The 16,088-nt window shown below is 66.2% G+C and carries 15 protein-coding genes and 3 pseudogenes; 4 read left to right on the top strand and 14 right to left on the bottom strand.

The window, feature by feature from the left end; translation table 11 throughout:
• Positions 1–14 precede the first annotated feature (14 nt).
• Positions 15–1,649 (bottom strand): alpha-L-fucosidase, encoded by a 1,635-nt coding sequence (locus ABIE67_RS48905; protein WP_370270935.1) that lies wholly within the window; start codon positions 1,647–1,649, stop codon positions 15–17.
• A 472-nt stretch (positions 1,650–2,121) separates the two neighbouring features.
• Between ABIE67_RS48905 and ABIE67_RS48900 the strand changes: the two genes are divergently transcribed.
• From ABIE67_RS48900 to ABIE67_RS48890, 3 genes and pseudogenes are all read left to right on the top strand, one after another.
• Positions 2,122–2,439 carry a hypothetical protein gene (locus ABIE67_RS48900; protein WP_370270934.1) on the top strand — a complete coding sequence of 106 codons (318 nt, stop codon included), beginning with the start codon at positions 2,122–2,124 and terminating at the stop codon, positions 2,437–2,439.
• 200 nt (positions 2,440–2,639) lie between these two features.
• Positions 2,640–3,053, top strand: a pseudogene (locus ABIE67_RS48895) (transposase); the annotation flags it as partial.
• A gap of 70 nt (positions 3,054–3,123) precedes the next feature.
• Positions 3,124–4,353: pseudogene (locus ABIE67_RS48890) on the top strand (IS3 family transposase).
• 51 nt (positions 4,354–4,404) lie between these two features.
• Here the strand turns inward: ABIE67_RS48890 and ABIE67_RS48885 are convergent.
• Positions 4,405–4,586, bottom strand: a pseudogene (locus ABIE67_RS48885) (IS3 family transposase); the annotation flags it as partial.
• Positions 4,587–4,684: 98 nt separating this feature from the next.
• Between ABIE67_RS48885 and ABIE67_RS48880 the strand changes: the two are divergent.
• On the top strand, positions 4,685–5,464 hold the full coding sequence (locus tag ABIE67_RS48880) for a transposase family protein (protein WP_370270933.1): 780 nt from the start codon (positions 4,685–4,687) through the stop codon (positions 5,462–5,464).
• On the opposite strand, the gene ABIE67_RS48875 is transcribed toward ABIE67_RS48880, so the two are convergent.
• The 12 genes from ABIE67_RS48875 to ABIE67_RS48820 form a co-directional block, all read right to left on the bottom strand.
• On the bottom strand, positions 5,446–5,712 hold the full coding sequence (locus ABIE67_RS48875; RefSeq protein WP_370270932.1) for a transposase: 267 nt from the start codon (positions 5,710–5,712) through the stop codon (positions 5,446–5,448). The genes ABIE67_RS48880 and ABIE67_RS48875 overlap by 19 nt on opposite strands.
• A gap of 166 nt (positions 5,713–5,878) precedes the next feature.
• Complete coding sequence (gene mpaP, locus ABIE67_RS48870; RefSeq protein ID WP_370270931.1) at positions 5,879–7,555, bottom strand: daptide biosynthesis intramembrane metalloprotease; 1,677 nt, start codon at positions 7,553–7,555, stop codon at positions 5,879–5,881.
• Positions 7,556–7,565: 10 nt separating this feature from the next.
• Complete coding sequence (locus ABIE67_RS48865; protein ID WP_370270930.1) at positions 7,566–8,309, bottom strand: ABC transporter permease; 744 nt, start codon at positions 8,307–8,309, stop codon at positions 7,566–7,568.
• 9 nt (positions 8,310–8,318) lie between these two features.
• Positions 8,319–9,098, bottom strand: a complete 780-nt coding sequence (locus tag ABIE67_RS48860; RefSeq protein ID WP_370270929.1) for an ATP-binding cassette domain-containing protein — start codon at positions 9,096–9,098, stop codon at positions 8,319–8,321.
• A 182-nt stretch (positions 9,099–9,280) separates the two neighbouring features.
• Positions 9,281–9,436, bottom strand: coding sequence for a daptide-type RiPP (locus ABIE67_RS48855; protein WP_370270928.1), 156 nt, complete (start codon positions 9,434–9,436; stop codon positions 9,281–9,283).
• An 84-nt stretch (positions 9,437–9,520) separates the two neighbouring features.
• Positions 9,521–9,691, bottom strand: a complete 171-nt coding sequence (locus ABIE67_RS48850) for a daptide-type RiPP (protein WP_370270927.1) — start codon at positions 9,689–9,691, stop codon at positions 9,521–9,523.
• Positions 9,692–9,819: 128 nt separating this feature from the next.
• Positions 9,820–11,034, bottom strand: coding sequence for a daptide-type RiPP biosynthesis dehydogenase (mpaC, locus tag ABIE67_RS48845; RefSeq protein WP_370270926.1), 1,215 nt, complete (start codon positions 11,032–11,034; stop codon positions 9,820–9,822).
• Entirely contained in the window at positions 11,018–12,319 is a 1,302-nt protein-coding gene (gene mpaD, locus ABIE67_RS48840; RefSeq protein ID WP_370270925.1) for a daptide-type RiPP biosynthesis aminotransferase, read from the bottom strand. The genes mpaC and mpaD overlap by 17 nt, the downstream gene beginning before the upstream one ends.
• Positions 12,316–13,125: a daptide-type RiPP biosynthesis methyltransferase gene (gene mpaM / locus ABIE67_RS48835; protein ID WP_370270924.1), complete on the bottom strand. Its 810-nt coding sequence runs from the start codon at positions 13,123–13,125 to the stop codon at positions 12,316–12,318. The genes mpaD and mpaM overlap by 4 nt, the downstream gene beginning before the upstream one ends.
• Positions 13,125–14,156: a daptide biosynthesis RiPP recognition protein gene (gene mpaB / locus ABIE67_RS48830; RefSeq protein WP_370270923.1), complete on the bottom strand. Its 1,032-nt coding sequence runs from the start codon at positions 14,154–14,156 to the stop codon at positions 13,125–13,127. Before mpaB ends, mpaM begins: the two co-directional genes overlap by 1 nt.
• Positions 14,157–15,261: 1,105 nt before the next feature.
• Positions 15,262–15,489, bottom strand: a complete 228-nt coding sequence (locus tag ABIE67_RS48825; protein ID WP_370270922.1) for a hypothetical protein — start codon at positions 15,487–15,489, stop codon at positions 15,262–15,264.
• A gap of 116 nt (positions 15,490–15,605) precedes the next feature.
• A complete protein-coding gene (locus ABIE67_RS48820; RefSeq protein WP_370270921.1) occupies positions 15,606–15,806 on the bottom strand; it encodes a hypothetical protein in 201 nt (66 codons plus the stop codon).
• Positions 15,807–16,088: the final 282 nt, after the last annotated feature.

Genomic DNA, 16,088 nt, shown 5'->3' with positions numbered 1-16,088 from the left:
GTGGTGGGTGGCGGTTAGTTGATGATGTAGCCGAGGGTGCCGTCCTTGTGTGGGTAGTCCTCGCAGTGGGGGTTTGTGGTGTCCATGTGGAGCCGTCCCGTACTGGTTGGTTTGTGGCAGCGGTAGAGCGGGACTGTTCCCGGGGTCTGGGTGGTGTAGAGGTAGCCGAGGAGTCCGTCCTTGGTGTGGCCCTTGCAGCCGGGGTCCGTGGTTTGCAGATGCAGGGAACCGCCGCTGCCGGTGGCGGTGTTGCAGCGGTAGAGGGGGATCGTTCCGGGGGCCTGGGCCGGTGAGAGGTAGCCCAGAATTCCGTCTTTGGAGTAGCCCTCGCAGCTGCGGTCCATGGTGTCCATGTGATCACCGCTGCTGTGGGAGCAGCGGTAGAGGGCGACGGGGCCGGACTGGCTGGAGACGGTCAGTTTGATGGCGGTGTCGTTGGTGTCCCAGTTCCCTGGGATGGTGAGCCGCACTTTGTTGGTGTCCTGGCTGAGTGTCACGGGTGTGCCGTCTTTGACGAGTGAGGCTTCTGCGAAGATTTTGCCGTCGGCGGGGAGTGGAAGGGTGAGGGTGTTCCCGGCCGGTGGTTTGAGGACGTGGAGGTATTCGGTGTTGCCGTCGGGCGATGTGGTGGCCACGCCCCAGGTCAGGTCGGCGATGCGGGTGCCGGCGTCGGTGGGGTAGGAGGTGCTGGGCCGGGTGCCGAAGATGGACTGCTTGATCGGGTCGATCCAGGCGCCGATCTGCTGGAGTGTCTTCATGGCGTCGGGTTCCCAGCCGCCGTCGGCGTAGGGGCCACTTCCCCAGGCGACGCCGCCGCCGTCGGTGTTGGTGGCTGCCTGCAGCACGGTATAGCGGAACATGCTTTCCGGGGAGTAGCGGACGGTGGAGTGCGGCCGCTGTGCCCACCACGTTTCGGTGAAGATCGCCCCCACGGGCTTGGTGTAACCGGGCCACAGACTCCCGTCGGGCTGTGCGAACTCCCTCCAGCCGCCGTACTCCTTCATGCCTTTGTCCAGGCCGTACAGGTCACCGTAGTTGTTCTGGATGAGGACAGCCCGCGGGCTGACCGTCTTGATCGTGTTGCGCAGCTGCGGGTAATCGACCACCTTGCGGCTGTCGCCCCTGGGGCTGCCTTCATCGAGGAACAGGCCGTCGATCTTCTCGCCGTAGCGTTGCATCATCTCCCGGTAGATGTCGTTGATGAACGCATTCCATCGGGGGCGGTCGAAGTCTGCTCCCGGGTTCCAGCCTTGCCCTTCCGGTGGGGGCTGAGTACCCCAGCCGGTCTTCTGTCGGTCCGCGTCGGAGAACTCCATGCCGTCACGCGGGTGGGTGTAGAGGTAAACTTGGATTCCCTTGGCTTTCACCGCGGTGATCATGTCGCCGATCAGGTCACGGTTGACGCGGTGGTCGGGAAGATCCCAGTCCAGCATTTTCTGGCTCGGCCAGAGGGTGACCATCTTGGAGTGCCAGGCGGTGAAGATGACGTACTGCACTCTGGCCGACGCCAAATCGTCGGCGAACCGTCCCGCGTTGAAACCGTCCGCCAGATCGTCGGCATCATCGACGACCGCACCAGTAGAGTCCACCGTCCGCCCGGGCACATGATGGACGAACAGTCCGTACTTCTGATCGAGTATGTTCCCCACGCCGTCGTCCCCCCGGGCCGACGGCACCGCGTTGAGGGGTGCTATCAGCACGGCTGTCAGCAGGGCCAGGGGGATGAGAATGCCGACTGACTTCCAGATCCGGGATACACCCTTCCTCCGGCGGGAGGAGACCATGACCGGGTCCTTTCAAACGAGGGCAGGGGCGCGACCCGGTGAGAACAGATCCGACCATGATCGTTACGGAGCTCTGAGGAAGCGCAACGATATGAGCGGGGTTCATGGGCAACGCTCACCGCATTGAGTTGTCAGTCTTTGTCGCACCGCCCCCTCCAGCTACTCATCGCCCTGACAAATTTCCCCTTGCCCGCTCAGCGCGTCCATTCCTGAGGGAGGGATTCCGCGTAGTTGCGTGACGGCCCGGGGGGGCACCCCGAAACCAGCCTGGTCGACCTGGGCTCTGGCCAACCGCAACGACCTCTCCCCTGCCAAGCTCTCCTTACACCCCAAGACGTTGGAGCAGGCCGCTGGGGTGATGAGGATTCTGCAGGCGGCGGGTATGTCGACGCTGAAGGAACTTGAGGAGCGCCGGGATGACGGATTGCTCACTGCCGAGCAGAGGGAGAAGATCCAGGACATTGGCAAGGAGACGCACCTCGGTGGGCTGGCCCAGTCTTTGTCTTTGACGGCGGGATTTCCTCAGAGCACCACTACTACCAGCACTGCGGGCGGCAGTACGGGGGTCGGCGGAATTACGGGGGTGGCTGAGGCGGATGCTGGCACGGGTAACGGTGGTACGGGTACTCCCGGGAAGGTGGCGGACAAGGCTTAGCAGGGCCAGCAGACTCAGCATGATCGTGGTCCGGGGCCTGAGGAATCGCAGGTCTACGGCCGGGCCAAGGACGGTTCCTGGCACGCGGTGACGCCGGGGTCCCCGCTTCAGGACTATGACCGTTTTGATGGTTACCGTCTAGGCACGGACGGCAGCTGGCAGCCGATGAAGGACTCTGAGGATTACCTGCGTGCAACGCGGTGCTGGAGCGATACCAGCGACGCACCGCTCGTCTGACCAGGCAGGTCAAGGCCGTGGTCAAAGAGTTAGCGGGCCGGGCGGGATCACGTCTGCTGGCGATACTCGCGGTGGGCCTGTCCCGTCACACGGCCCTGCGCACCCTGCTGCGCATCCCGTTGCCGACCGGGCGGGTGCCCCGTGTGATCGGCGTCGACGATTTCGCACTTCGGCGGCGGCACCGCTATGCCACCGTGGTGATCGACGCCGAGACCCATGAGCGGATCGACGTGCTGCCTGACCGCACGGCCGACACGCTGGAAGCGTGGCTGCGCGAGCATTCGGGTGTCGAGGTCGTGTGCCGCGACGGCTCAGCCACCTACGCCGAGGCCATCCGCCGTGCCCTGCCCGGCGCGGTACAGGTCGCGGACAGGTGGCAGGACCCTCCCCCTGAGTGGTGGACACCTTCGATCGGCCCCGGTGAGGGGCTGGCAGGAGGGACCACTTATGGTGATGAAGGTTTATTCGCCCGAGTTCAAGGCCGACGCCGTCGCGCTGTACCACTCGGACCCCGACCTCACGATCGTGCAGGCCGCCCGCGATCTGGGGATCAACCCGGAGACGCTGCGGAACTGGATCCGCGCCGACCGCGCCCGCGGCGGCAGCACCACGAAGAACATGAAGGACACCCCGGTGAGCAAGGCCACGAAGGAAGAGCTGGAGGCCGAGTTAGCGGCCCTGCGCACGGAGCTGAAGACGGTGCGCAAGGAGAATGCGACGCTCGCCCAGGAGCGCGACATCCTGCGCAAGGCCACGAAGTTTTTCGCCTCCGAGATGAGCTGGTGACGAGCCGCTTCCAGTACCTTCGAGGACCATCGCGAGACCTTCGAGGTCAAGCGGCTCTGCCACGTGCTGGACGTCGTCCGCTCCAGCTACTACAAGTGGCGCTCTTCGCGTGAGGCCCGTGCCCAGCGCGAGCGGGATGACCAGGTCCTGGCCGACAGGATCCGGGCCGTGCACACGGACTCGGACGGCGCCTACGGCGCCCCACGCATCACCGCCGAGCTCCGCGACACCCACGGCATGCACATCAACGAGAAGAGGGTCGCCCGCGTCATGCGCAAGTTCCGCATCACCGGCTTCCACCTGCGCAAGCGCATACGCACCACCATCCCCGAGCCGTCGCAGACGCCGGTGCCGGACCTGTTCAAGAGGGACTTCACCGCTGCCGCGCCGAACCTGAAGTACATGGGCGACATAACGTATCTCCCCGTCGGAGACGGCGAGCACCTCTATCTCGCTACGGTCCTGGACTGCTTCTCACGCCGGGTGGCGGGCTGGTCGATCGCCGATCACATGCGCACCGACCTCGTTGCCGACGCGCTGAAGATGGCCGCCGCCACCCGTGGCAGCCTCGACGGCGCCATCTTCCACAGCGATCACGGGGCGCAGTACGGATCCCGTGAATTCGCCGGCCTCTGCCGGGAGTTGGGAGTCACCCAGTCCATGGGTGCCGTCGGGACGAGTGCGGACAACGCCGCCTGCGAGTCCTTCCACGCGTCTCTGAAACGGGAGATCCTCAAGGGAGCACGGCGCTTCGACGGGGCCGGCGCCTGCCGGCGTACCGTCTTCCGCTGGCTGACGCGGTACAACACCTGGCGCCGCCACTCGGCGAACGGACAGCTCAGCCCCGTCGCCTACGAACAGATGTCAGCTACCCTGACACTCGCCGCATAACAAACAAACAGGTGTCCACCCTTCGGGTGGAAGGCCCTCCTCCAGCACAGCATCGGTCACCGGCCGGTCGAGCCAGCGGTAGTAGGGCTGTCTGGCGAGCTTCAGGACCCGGCACGTGACCGTGACCGGAACCCCGTCCACGGCCAGCTCCTTCACGAGCGGGTAGATCCTTTTCCCGGCAGATTCGCCTGCGACAGGTAAGCAGCGGCCCGGCGCAGGACCTCGTTCTCCTGGAGGGTTATTCACGGGCTTGGTTTCTTGATCAGCAAGACGGCCCTGCTCGGTAGCCTGGCGTTTGCGACGACGTCAGTTTTCCACCGGGGCAGGGCCGTTGAGCTGGAACGTTACGACAGGGCTGGAAGCGGATCAACTGGAGGCCTTGGTGGTCCGGGTCCACACGATGCTGGTGGAGGACCCCGATCCGCCCGTGGTGCCGGGACCGATGTGGGCGCTGGGCCTGTACAAGTCCGTGGTCCTGGTGTTGTTCCTGCTGCGGCAGAACCCCGTCCAGCAAGCGGCGGCGGAACTGTTCCACATCTCCCAGGCCACCGTCTCGCGCCGGTGGACCACGCTGCTCCCGGTGGTGGAGACGGCCCTGGCCGAGCATGTGCCCGACCCCGCCGACGCCTCACACGGCAGGATCGTCCTGGCCGACGGGACCCTGGTCACCACGTGGGACTGGGCGAGCGAGGGCACCACGATGTTCTCCGGCAAGCATCGTGACACAGGCTTCAACCTGCAGGTCGCCGCCACTCTCAGCAGGGACCTGCTCGCCGTCTCCGCGCCGGTACCCGGCAGTCGGCACGACATGTACGCCTGGCGCCAGTCCCACTTTCCCAAAGCCTTCGCCGACCGGGAGAGCATGGGGGATCTGGGCTATGTCGGCTCCGGCATGCTCACCGCCCGCCGCAAGCCACCCGGTCAGGAACGCCCCGTCAAAGACAAAGTGTTCAACCAGAGCATCAGCAAGCTCCGCGCCGCCGTCGAACGAGCGATCGCACATCTGAAGGACTGGAAGGTCCTCGCCACTCGCTATCGCGGCCCTCTCACCCGGTTCCCCCTCGTCGCCAAGACCGTCACCGCCCTCGCCTTCTACAAGAACGGCTGGTGACCCCGTGAATAAGCCTCCTGCTCCAGCAGCTTGATCCTCTGGCGCGCGGCCCGTAGTTCCGCGTTCTTCTGCGTGGTCGTTCCGGGCGTCACCCCGTCGTCGATGTCCGCACGACGCATCCACTTCGACAGCGTCACCGCGTGGACACCGAAGTCGGCGACCACCTGCTCCAGTGTCACGTCCGGGCCGCGGTTCCTCGCGACCCGCACGACGTCCTCGCGGAACTCCTTCGGATACGGCTTGGGCACTACAACATCCTTCCAGGCCGCCTCTCAGCAAGCCAGGTCAGGATGTCACCCGATCGTGCAGCAGACCCAACTCAAGGACTGGATCCCCGCTGTCCAGGCCGATCCAAGCCCGCCCCTGCAAAGGTCTTGGAGAAGAGCGCCTGACAATGCCGCTGCACTTGCTCCGCTACCACCGCCAAGCCGGAGCCACGTACTTGACGTACAACCACTCGCCGAGTGGCCGGGTTCCGGCGTCCACTTCAGCGGCGCCCACCCGGTCCTTGGCAAGCTTGCGTGTCTTCAGCGGATAGCTCACAGCTGATGAGGACAGTGCGTCGGTCCGTACGGGCACGAACGCCGAAAGGGGCGCGGTCGTGTCGGTGGGGCGGAGGCTGGCGATGACAGCCTGTCCGGTCAGGGCTCGGGTGGCTATACCAGCCCGGTACAGACGCACGGTGCTGTTCTTACGGATCAGCGAACGGTCGGCTGAGGGGCTAAGGAGAAGCTCGAGGTGCCCGTCGTCCCGTGCGAGGTAGCCACCGGTGATGGTGCACGGCACCTTGATGAGGGTCAGCGCCGCTGCCGCCACAGCGAGGGCCAGCGCTACCACTGCGCCGATCCGCTGGATGCGAGCTCCTCTGCGCCGGGCCTCGTGGATGGCGCCCGCTAGGCCGCGGCCCAGGCGATAGACGAGGTAGCCGATGCCGCACAGCACAAACGCTGCACCGAAGGCCCCGAGCTGCTGCAGCCGGTCCGCCCACATCTGCATGACCATGGCGACAATGTAGAGGGGGAAGATCATGCAGGCGAGACCGAAGGGTACCGCCCAGCGCAGCTTCGGCAGTTTCCGGTCGTAACGGCGGCGGGTGCGGCCGCCGAACATGAGCTGGGCCGTGTAGCGGCGTGCGTCGTGGAGGGCGTGGTCACGCAGGTTCGGGATGTCGAGGTGGCTCATCAACGCGAGGTAGCCGTCCAGCTTGATGAACGGAATCAGGTTGAGCAGCCCTAACACGTAGGTGGCGATGGCGTAAACGATCAGACCGTCCCGAATAGGTCCTTCGGTGAGGAGCGAAACCACTGCCGCCCCGCCGGCGATGACCACCTGCGTTGCGATCCCTGCCAGAGCCACGGCGACACGCTGCTGCTTGTGGGGCAGCCGCCAGCCGTCGGAGACGTCACAGAAGGCTGCGGGCGAAAGGTAGAACAGCATCACGCCCATTCGGCCGGGCCTGCCCCCTTGGTGGCTGAGGACGGCACCGTGGCCGAACTCGTGGATCGCGGTGGTGAGGAGAACTCCGCCGACGACGGCCGCATAAGTGGATAGCGGCTGCGCCTGCCCCAGGGCCGTGCTCACCCGCTGTGCCTGACCGGCGAGCGCCAGCAGTCCGCACAGCGCGAGAACGCCGAGCGCGTATGTCCCGGCACGGCTCATGAGGAAGCCGACGAACGGTGAGACCCGGCGCAGCACACGCTCGGGCCTAAGCACGGTGAACTGCACGGTCAGCGGTGGCACGAACTTGATCCGCTGGTCACGGCGGTCCCGGCGATGCCGGCCGCCACGCCTGGCCTGCTCGCCGTTGTCGAGCAATTGGCCCGCGGCGAGTTTGCCGACGGCCGTGCCGACTGCCTCCGTCGTCCACGGCGGTCCGAGGATTTCCACTAGCTGGGCGTGGTCACGTGTTCCGTTCAAGGCGAGTGCCAGCCTGGCGAGGTCGGGCTGGACACGGAAGTATGCCTGCCGGCCTCGTTGGATGACCCAGGGAGCCTTGCCCTTGGCAGGCTCATGCACCGATACGTCGGCGGCGAGCCTGGGCCGGGCCAAGCGCTCCGAGGCGATCTCGGTGGGCGCGGTCGTCGAGGACATGCGGGCCGCCTTACGTGATGTCGCGGGAGTGGAGCAGCTTGTGTGCCGCGTACCCGGCCGCGGCCAGCCAGCCTGCGATGACCAGGAGGGCAGTCTGCGGTGAGAGCAGATCGGCGGCCCCGTCCCGGTAGACCGAGCTCATGGCGACCGTCAGCAGATACTTCGCCTCGTCGGGCACCAGCCGTTTCAAAGCGGGGTCCACCAGCAGGGTCAGTGCCATCAGAGCACCCACGGCACCGATCTGATGGCGGACGATCCAGCCGACGAAGACGCCCCACGGGGCGGCCAGTACATTGCAGGCGAACACACCGAGGGCGATCAGCCAGGTCTCCGAGGTCCACTCGGAGCTGTAGCCGTAGCCGGCGAGCATCACCCAGCTCGACACCGTCGCCAGGAGGACGGCGAACAGCCCGAACAGAGCACCCACAGCGGCAGCGACCACGAGCTTCGCGAGGAACAGACGGTCCCTGCCACCGATGAGGAGCACGGAGCGGCTGATGGAGCCCGAAGAGTACTCCCGGGTCACCAGCAGTGCGCCGAAGAGCGAGGCGAACAGGAAGGTCGTCATCGAGGCACGGACCACATCGTTGGTAACGGCCGCGACGTCGGTCTTGCCTGCGCTGACCATCTTGTCGCCCTGAGCTGCATAACTGAGTCCCGAGAGCAGGGACATGAAGACGGCGATCGAGACGAGCACGGCCCAGGTACGGCCTGACCATGCCTTGGTCCACTCACCCAGCAACCATTCACGCATGTTTGTTCCTCAGGGTCGTCGGTGACGGCCGCGGCGTCGGTCTGTTCCGTGCTGGGCGGCTCCTCGTCGCCCCTGGCCGCGTGGCTTCGCCAACTCGAAGAAGCGATCTTCCAGACGCTCCACGCCGTTTGAGGTCAAGGCGCTGAGCTCTCCCGCGTAGCGCAGGGTGCGTTGCAGGATCACCACATCGTCTACGGTCTGCTCGACCTCGGCCAGCAAGTGACTGGAGAGCAGGACGGTACGTCCCTCGGCGGCGAGGGAGCGGAGCAGTTCACGCAGCCAGCGGATGCCGTCCGGGTCGAGGCCGTTGACCGGCTCGTCGAGTACCAGTACCTCGGGGTCGGCGAGCAGGGCCGTAGCCAGGGCCAGCCGCTGCTTCATGCCGGTCGAGTAGCTCCTCACCTTGCGGTCTGCACCGTCGGCGAGCCCGACCAGGTCAAGCACGTCGTCCACGCGGGCCGAGGGCAGGCCTAGCGTTCTGGCCCATACCAGGAGGTCGCGGCGGCCGGTGGTTCCCGGGATGGGGCCGATTGAGTCCATGCTGATACCGATTCGGCGAGCGGCGTTCGGCAAATCGTCGTAGGCATGGCCGAATACGGTCGCCTTTCCCGCCGTGGGACAGGCCAGCCCCAGGAGCATGCGCAGCGAGGTGGACTTGCCGGCGCCGTTGCGGCCGAGCAGGCCCACCACTCGTCCAGGCCGGACCGTGAAGGTGAGGTCCTCCACGGCCGCAACCGGACCGAACCGCTTGCTGACGCCACGGAACTCGATTACGGGAGTTTCACTCACGGCAACTCCGTGCAGTCACAGTGGACTCGATGGCCGTGGCCAAGGCGATGCTCAATTGGTCCGTGTTGTTCATAACCCCTTCCTATCCACCGCCAGGTGTTAATTTCTTCGTGTGGCCGGGGGTCTGTGGTGGCGGATGCCGCCCGCCACCACAGACCCCCGGTATCAGGCCCCGTCACTCATCAGGTGAGGATGCCCGAACTGAGCACGAGCCCGCCGACGCCAATGGCAGAGCCGACTCCGCCGAAGAAGGGACCCCAGAAATCGGGGGCTTCCATGGTCTCCAGCTCCTCCATGTCCAGCTCCAGTACCGGCTGGGTCTTCTCGTTCTCCTGCATTGATGACACCTCCTGTCATGTTTCCTTGCTAACACTGCTCATGGCCATGTCGTCAGATCCGTCATGCCCTTTGGGCAGCCGGGATCAGGTGGCCAGAATGCCGCCGATGATGATCCCCGAGGTTGCCGCGGCGCCAATGCCGTAGCCTTCGAGGGCGCCGGCGAGGCCCCACCAATCGAAATCGGGGGCGTCCATGGCTTCCAGCTCCTGCATTTCCAGCTCCAGTCCGGGCTGGATGCTTTCCTTCTCCTGCACTTTCTTCCTCCTCTCACATGTTGTGGCCGAGTGCTTCTCTTCCCCCGCTTCGGGCACCGGATGGTGGACCGAAGCGGAAGTCCTTGACGAGCCCGCGGGCGGCGGGCATTTGGGCCGCTGAGGGCAGCTCACGGTCCGGAGGCGCTTGAGGTTTCCGGCACCTGCTCGGCGGCCGCGCGCAGCACGGGCAGAAGGGCGTCGCTTTCCAGCCCGCCGAGCATCGGCAGCCCGGCTCCCCAAGCCCGTACGATCCGCCCGGCGACGGCCTCGATCTGGCTGGGTGTCACGGCTATGCGCCGCCCGATCATCCAGGAGTCGATGAGCGCGGCCACTCCTGGCGCCGGGTCCGTGGGAAGTTCTTCGGGGTTTTCCGACCGGAGCACGGACCACAGCCGTCGTAGCCGCCGGGCCGATCCCAGCCGCTCCTCACCGGCGTCGATCGCCTGCCACAGCGGCGGCAACAGGGCAGACACGGCTGTCATCTTGCGTATCGCGAGCGCCGAGGAGAGCTCGTTGGCGATGAGCCAGCCCTTGACCGCATACGGATCACGGCCCGCATGGAACCACGCATCATGCGTGCTGCCGCTCACCTCGGCGATCTCACGGCGAAGCCGGTCGCAACACCGGCGGCCGGCCAGAGCCGCGTTACGCACCTCGTCCCCGAGCCGTACCAGTCGCCCAGCGGTCGTCTCCACGCGCGCGTCCTGGGAGGGCAGCCGTGAATGATCGCCGACGTACGGGCTCACCAGTCGGAACAACGCTTCGAGCACACCCTCGGCGATCAGCTCCTGCGGCAGGGTCACCGTGGCCTCAGGGTCGATCACAGCGACCTCGGGCTGCAGTGCCTTGCCCATGACCAGCCGTTTTCGCTGCGTGTATGTCAGGCATGCGACAGCGCTGGACTCCGAGCCCGTGCCCACGGTGGTGGGTATGGCAATCAGCGGCATCGGCCGAGTCGGCGCGGAGGGGAGCACGATCAGGCCGCTGCGCTGGGGCACTGTCAGCCGGGCGGACACCTTCGGGCCGGCTGCCACCAGCGTGGCCAGCTTGGCCTGGTCGAGCAGCGAGCCGCCACCCAGGCCAACGACCAGCTGCGCATCGGCCAGACGGTCCGCGAGAGCAAGCACACTGCTCACATCTCCGCTTGAATGCAGCACGAGGGTGTGGTTGTGCGACCCGTGCAGCGCGGCTGTCACACGCTGGTGGATCACGCTGTCCCGGACCGCACCGTCGACGAGGACGGCGACTCTTCTGCCGCGGATGTCGAAGTCGTTACTCAGCAGCTGCGCCAACTCGCCCGTCCCGCCCAGTGGTTGCGGCCGGTTGTCACCGATGGTCTTCATCCCCTGTCTCCGTCTGCGCAGCGACTTGGACTGTGTACAGGTCGATGCCCTCCCGGATGCACGCGAGCAGTTCGTCGAGTTCGGCGTCTGTGTAGGTCAGCGCGGGGAAGAGCTGCACCCCGTGCAGGCCGGGGTGCACGATGGCACCCGCCTCCCGGATTGCAGCGACGAGCGCAGCCACCTCAAACTGCGGCAGGGGTTTCCCACTGCCGTCAGCTGCCGCAACTCGGACCGACCGGAAACAGCCAATCCCCGTCGTACCGGTCACCAGAGGGTGTTCGGCGATGAGCGCGGCCAGCCCGTCGTCCAGTCGGCCTGCCAGCCTCCGCCCCCTGGCGACCGCGCCCAGTCTGTGTATCTCGGAGATGGTGGCCAGGATGGCCGCGCAGGTGACCGGGGTTCCGGCCTGCGTCTCGCCGTGGCTGAGAACAGCACCGGCCTCGTCGAAGGCTTCCGCCACCGACCGTGCAGCCAAGACCACTGCGGCAGCACTGGTGCCGTTCGTCAGTCCCTTGGAGGCGATCAACAGGTCGGGCTGGGCCGGCCACCGCTGGGAGGCGAAGAAGTCCCCAGTGCGCCCGAACCCGGTGGCCACCTCGTCGGCTACCAGCAGGAATCCGTACTCCTCGCGCAGCCGCAGCAGTTCGGCGACATACTCCGCGCTGAGGGGCAGGGCTCCCGAGCCCAGCACCGGCTCGACCACCACAGCCGCGATCTGAGTGCCCTGACGGGCCATGAGAACGTTCAGCTCCTCAGGCTCGTTCGGGGTGACGTGCCGGACAAGCCGCTGGTCGACCCCGTACACCTGCTGCCCCAGGTTCTCACCGGTCAGCGCGAAGCCGCCGAAGGTCAGACCGTGATAGCCGCCGCGCAGGCCGACCACGACCCTGCGCCCGCTCATGCCCCGCAGCGCCTGGTACTGCCGGGCGAGCTTCATCACCAGATCGTTGGCCGCACCACCCGATGTGGAGAACAGCACACGTCCGTAGTGCTCGGCACCTGCGAGCTCCACCAGGGCGTCCGCTGCGCGTTGGGCGTACTCGTTCTCATAGCGGAAGACACTCAGATACGAGGCATTGAGCAGCGCATCGGCGGAAGCCTGAGCGATGGCCAGGTTGCCGTATCCGAGGTTGGTGTTCCACAGGCCGCTTGTGCCGCAGAGCAGTTCCCGCCCGTCGGCGAAGCGGACTCGTACGCCCTCCGCGGACACCGCGCATAAGTCGTCCCGGCCGTGCAGGTCGGGGGTGAGCAGCGAGGGCCAAAGCGCATGTCGGGTGGAATTCACGCAGCTGCCTCCGCCTCGAGGAGCACGTTGTGATGGCGCGCACCGGGGTCGGGCAGCATGTGCCGGGAGCGCACAGCGAATCCGCTGCTGCGCAGCTCCTCCTCGAGCAGTTCGGCCGACAGAACGCGGATGCTGGTGGTGCACACCTCGACCGGCCCCTCTTCGATCACCGCCGGAAAGATCGTGACGGTGCGGGACTCCGCTCCGGCGGTCCAGTACTCGAACAGCCGGTAGCCTCGGTCGCTGCCCGTGAATTCGACCTCGGTCTCGGCCGGTGCCGTGTCACTGGACTCCAAGGCCACGGTGGACAGCAGGAAGCGGCCACCGGGCGCGAGGTGGGCGCGTACCGACTCGTACAGGCCCTGCCGGCCAGAGGCGTTCAGGAGCGAGATAGACGTTGTGCCCAGTACGACCGCACCGAACTCCCGGTCGAGAGTGAAATCGCTCATGTCGGCCTGAACCGTCGTGCACCGATTCCGCAGCGCGGCGGGAGCCGCGTCGAGCCGTGCGGCCAGCAGCTTCAGCATGCTGCCGGAGAGTTCCAGCGCGGTGACGTCCCGCCTCGAGGCCAGCAGGGGCATCGTCAGCCGGCCGGAACCGGCTGCCAGGTCGAGTACAGATCCAGGTATGGCCCGCAACAACGTGAGCAGTTCACGTACTTCATAGGTCTCCTTCCCGACCAGATCGTGATAGACGGGGGCGCCCACCTCGTCGTAGAGGTCGCAGCGCACCACCCGGTCGCCGAGTTCTGCCAGGAGTGCGCCGGCCCGGCCGGGGATCGCGAGACCGTTCGGAATCGTGCCCATCATCCCTCCCCCGAACCGATGAGAGCGCCAGAGCTCAGCTTTATGCCTGCAGCGTCGAACAACGCCTGCACTCGCTTGAGGTCCTCGCGGTCCCCAATCCGGACCGCCGCCTCCACCGAACCGCACACCAGCAGAGCCTCTGCCAACTCGGCAGTGTCGTGCTTGAGTTGGAAGGTCCGCCCCTGCCGCGAGCTGTGAGCGTAGACGGCCTCGTCCGTCCACAGCAGAAGCGGCAGCGCGGGATCCATGACGTCTGCCGCATCGGGCAGCTCGCTCAGGGCAGTCACAAGACGGCCGCCGAAACCGGATACACCAGTGACGTTCAACCCGCGGGCCCGCAACGTACGGATGCCGTCCAGAGCAGCGAGATACCGTCCGAGCCAGGGACGCTCGGCCAGTGCGGGTGCGCGGGTCGTCTCCGGCAGCCATCCGCCAAGGCAGACCGCGCACGGCTGGGTGCTCTCGCTGTTGATGCGTGCCCACTCGGCGGCAATTTGCTCAAAGCTGTCGCCTGCGGTGCCGAGTCGCTTGCCCCCCGGAGAAGTTGACAGTTCCCCGGACTGCCCTACATGCAGTCGGAGCGAGGGCCCGTCCCCCTCGGGTCCTGCTCCCAGGGCAGGGAGATCCGCGAGCTGGATCATCGGGTTGGTGAGGAAGTCGGTGAAGACGCCTTCATGGCGTGCCTGGTCGGCATCGCGAAGGTAGGTCTCGAAATCCGTATCGCCGGCCACCCGGATCACAGTCGGGCCGGCCACCGACATGTACTGGCTGAGGCCGTACGCCTGGATCTGCAGGTAGAAGCCGGGATCGTGAGAGAACTCCACTCCCAGCTCGCTGAGTGAACCCTCGTAACCGACAATCAAGGGACCGTCCGTTACGCCCGAATGCCCGGGCGTAAAGACCACCGTCGCGGCGTCCACCACGTCGGAGGCGAGAAGAGCCGGTACGTACTGGGGGGCCTCAAGAACCACCGTACGGGCGGATCTTTCTCTGTGAGGCAGGCGTCCCGCATGGCCGGTCGCCCAACTCATCAGACACTTTCCTAACCCAGACATTCATCCCTCATTCGCATATCGCCATTTCGTGTTGGGACAGCGTCTACGCGCCAGGTCGCTACGCTGAGAAAGGCCGCCCAGAAGTACGGGTCCGTCGCCCGTGCAAGCCGATGGTAGGTGCTGGCGATTGTCAGCCTCTATGGATTGCCCTCTACTGGATTGCTGTCGACACCAGAAGGTGAATTACGGGCCTCCATCGACCCTCCCATCGGCCGCACCGATTCCCGGTACGATACTCACAGAAAGGCCATTGGCGGCATGCTGGTTCGCTTTGACTATTGGGCTCTTACACCACTTCTTATAGCATGCCATTACTTCATCCTCGTTGTCACACTGGCTGAGCAGGTGTGACAGCAAATCTAAATCCCTCGCGTACTGCAAGTCGACTTTCTGAAACTTTGCGCAACTTCACCGGAATAAGTTCTTCTTTGCTTGCCGCCTGAGTTATGCGGCAGGCATGGTTCTCGCTCTCTGAGTGACTTCTCCAAATTCACGTTAGAACCCACTCAATAAACACATCCTGCTCACGGCTGTGAGCCCCCTTCAACATTCAGTTGACGCTCGCCCAATCCCCTGAAAGACGAGACGTCAACGAGATAAGCACATCAAGCCGCTAGTGTCACATCCACCGACAATGCATTTCCGTTACGCACAAACAGGCGTGATCTCGATCATGTCAAGGGCGGAATGAAAGAGAGCTGCGGAAGTGCCGATTCTTGTGGGCTCTACAACAAAACCAAACGCTCGAACAGCCCAGGCCGGCGACGGCCTCACGCCAGGCACACGCCTATGTGGCATAGGACACATCTTGCAGAAGCGAGTCCCCCGGCCGCGCGGGATCCGCTTCACCTCAGGGCGGCGGTACTTCTTCCCGGGACTCGGCATCACCGCCTCCAGGCGCCGGGCAAGCTGGTCGGGGCGCTGGGGGTAGCGGGGGCCGGGACGCTGCGGGCGGGGCCGGCCGGTGCGGCGGCGCGGGCGGGGGATGAGCACGTGCGGTCTCCTCCGAGTCGTCGAGCAGCGCCGTGCCCCGCCGGCATCGGATGCGTCGGCGGGGCACGGTCGGTCGGTGCAGCTGGTGTCAGACGGCCATTCCGAGCGCCGCGGGCGTGCGGTGAGGGCCGGGCGTGGCCGGGGCGGGCGTGGTGTTGCCCGGCCTTGGTATGTCCGGCTGCTGGGCCGGGGCGTCGTGCAGGTTGGTGCCGATCAGGTAGCCGATCAGCAGACCGGCCACGAGGTAGCACTTGTGCCGGTTGGCCTTCCACCAGGTGGGCGGGGTGGGCTCGGTGAGCACGCCGATGACGGCCACGTGTTCTCCATTTCGGTCAGGGAGCGGAGGTGGTGGTGCGCGAGACCGGGTGGTCTGTCCCGCGCCCGGCCCCGGAGGTCCGAGGGTGCGGGCGCGAGGCAGACAATCCGGGAGGGTCACAGGCCGCGGGCGTCGGCAAGGTCGGCGGCCTGTTCGACCATGCGGATCGGCGTACGGCCGGTGGCGAAGGCGTCGTTGAAGCCGGGCACGGAGTCGACGTCGCCGAACTTGCGGCGGATGGCGTCCATGAGCACGGCGACCGCGCTGCTCTCCAGGCCGCGGTCGCCGCGGGCCTCGATCCGGATGGATCCGAGCATGCAGCGGACGCCGTCGGCGGGGCGCGGGTGGGGTGGCCGGTCGGCCTGTCCGGTCGTCGGCCCCCCACGACCGGTGGGCGAGGATCAAGGGAAGTGACCAGGGTCAGCGCTGGAGTGGGTGGAGGTTGCCGGGTTCGTCGTCCTGGTCGTCGTGGGCGGGGGTGGGCTGCCGCGGGGTGCATTTGTGGCCTGCCGCGCACACGGGAAGAGGCAGCTGGGCAGACCAGAGGGATGAAGGGGTGGCAGGCCGGAGGGCCTGCCCCGGCGCCCAACCGCTGTCCC

The organism is Streptomyces sp. V4I8, assembly GCF_041261225.1.
In the GTDB taxonomy this organism is placed as follows: domain Bacteria; phylum Actinomycetota; class Actinomycetes; order Streptomycetales; family Streptomycetaceae; genus Streptomyces.
The sequence above is the reverse complement of the archived record's forward strand: the minus strand, read 5'-3'. Positions and strand labels throughout refer to the sequence as shown.

What these genes read in the sequence shown, in the direction of transcription:
- ABIE67_RS48855 (WP_370270928.1), bottom strand. Translation starts at nt 9,436, where the DNA reads ATGCAGGAGAACGAGAAGACCCAGCCGGTACTGGAGCTGGACATGGAG.
- mpaM (WP_370270924.1), bottom strand. Translation starts at nt 13,125, where the DNA reads ATGGGCACGATTCCGAACGGTCTCGCGATCCCCGGCCGGGCCGGCGCA.
- ABIE67_RS48865 (WP_370270930.1), bottom strand. Translation starts at nt 8,309, where the DNA reads ATGCGTGAATGGTTGCTGGGTGAGTGGACCAAGGCATGGTCAGGCCGT.
- mpaC (WP_370270926.1), bottom strand. Translation starts at nt 11,034, where the DNA reads ATGAAGACCATCGGTGACAACCGGCCGCAACCACTGGGCGGGACGGGC.
- ABIE67_RS48820 (WP_370270921.1), bottom strand. Translation starts at nt 15,806, where the DNA reads ATGCTCGGATCCATCCGGATCGAGGCCCGCGGCGACCGCGGCCTGGAG.
- mpaP (WP_370270931.1), bottom strand. Translation starts at nt 7,555, where the DNA reads ATGTCCTCGACGACCGCGCCCACCGAGATCGCCTCGGAGCGCTTGGCC.
- mpaB (WP_370270923.1), bottom strand. Translation starts at nt 14,156, where the DNA reads ATGAGTTGGGCGACCGGCCATGCGGGACGCCTGCCTCACAGAGAAAGA.